This window comes from Vibrio sp. 10N.222.48.A3 (assembly GCF_041475345.1).
GTDB lineage: Bacteria > Pseudomonadota > Gammaproteobacteria > Enterobacterales > Vibrionaceae > Vibrio > Vibrio tasmaniensis_A.
This window is the reverse complement of record NZ_JBFRVX010000783.1, coordinates 1-1171: the sequence shown is the minus strand read 5'-3', so window position 1 is coordinate 1171 and position 1171 is coordinate 1. Positions and strand designations below refer to the sequence as shown.

Here is a 1171-nt window from a genome sequence, read left to right as displayed (position 1 = left end):
CTCATTACAATGACCAATTCAGAAGACACTATTAGCCGTTCTTGGTTAATAACTCAAGTAAAAAAACACAAGTCCAAATTACTGTTTGCTAACATTATTGCCATACTTGCAACTCTCATTAGTGTCCCTATCCCGTTGCTCATGCCATTAATGGTTGATGAAGTATTACTTGATAAGCCGGCTTCTGGCTTAGAGATGATGAACCATCTACTTCCAACATCGTTGCAGACACCAACTGGCTATATTGCACTGACTTTGCTGTTAGTCATAATCATGCGTACTGTTAGCCAAGCGTTGAACATTCTACAAGGGCGTCAATTCACGCTTGTCTCAAAAACAATTACCTATCAAATGCGCAGTAAGATGATAGATAAGCTTGGCCGCATTAGTATTAGACAATACGAGACCAAAGGCAGTGGCGGTATTAATGCTCACCTGATAACAGACATAGAGACAATAGATAAGTTCATTGGTTCGACTCTATCTAAGTTCATAATTAGCTTCTTAACCGTTTTCGGTACCGCTATCGTGTTGCTATGGTTAGAGTGGCGTTTAGGACTGTTCATTTTACTGGTCAATCCTGTTGTGATTTATTTCTCCCGTAAACTAGGTAGCAGAGTTAAACACCTTAAAAAGTATGAGAACCAATCTTTCGAGCGCTTTCAAAACCGTTTAGTGGAAACCTTAGACGGTATTTACCAACTGCGTGCGGCAAACAAGGAACGTATCTTTCTCGATGAACTTAAGGTTCAAGCAAACCAAGTGAGAGTCGATGCAGACAAATACGCTTGGCAATCAGAAGCTGCTGGCCGTGTTTCGTTTCTGCTGTTCTTATTAGGTTTCGAGCTTTTCCGTGCCGTCGCGATGCTAATGGTGTTATTCAGTGACTTAACGATTGGTCAGATTTTCGCGGTATTTGGTTACTTGTGGTTTATGTTAGGCCCGGTACAAGAGTTGTTAGGGATTCAATTCTCTTGGTATAGCGCAAAAGCAGCACTTCAGCGCATCAACGACCTTCTTCAGTTAGAAGAAGAGAAGCGCCCTATCAGTAAAGTGAACCCATTTAATGAAGATCAAGAAGTGACAGTCGACATTGAAGACGTTACATTCTCTTACACATTAGAAAACACTGTTTTAAATAGGCTGTCGCTGCACATTCCAGCAGGTAAGA

The 1171-nt window shown here is 41.2% G+C and carries 1 protein-coding gene; it reads left to right on the top strand.

Features of this window, described 5'->3' with window-relative positions; all coding sequences use genetic code 11:
* Nucleotides 1–9: 9 nt before the first annotated feature.
* Nucleotides 10–1171, top strand: a 1162-nt coding sequence (locus AB4653_RS19745) for an ABC transporter transmembrane domain-containing protein (protein WP_372105102.1), incomplete at its 3' end; no start/stop codon positions are given.